A 239-nucleotide genomic window follows, 5' to 3' on the forward strand; every position below is an offset into this window, starting at 1 on the left:
TTCGTAAACTGTCATTTCATCAATTAAATGATAAGCCTGAAACACGAAGCCAATATGATTTCGGTAGAGTTCGATTCGTTTTCGCTCGTTTAAGCTTGTTACATCTTCGCCCATAAATTCATAAGCGCCGTATGTGGGTTCTTCGAGCATGCCCAAAATGTTGAGTAAAGTAGATTTTCCCGCCCCAGATGGTCCCATGATGGAAACAAATTCACCTTGTTTCACGGTTGTGGTTACAT

The 239-nt window shown here is 41.0% G+C and carries 1 protein-coding gene; it reads right to left on the minus strand.

Annotation, left to right across the window (positions count from 1 at the left end):
- A partial coding sequence (locus tag AC0IW9_RS31855) for an ATP-binding cassette domain-containing protein (RefSeq protein ID WP_471652278.1) occupies window positions 1-225 on the minus strand: 225 nt, incomplete at its 3' end.
- Between the last annotated feature and the right edge of the window lie 14 nt (window positions 226-239).

The organism is Belnapia sp. AC561 (assembly GCF_979252845.1).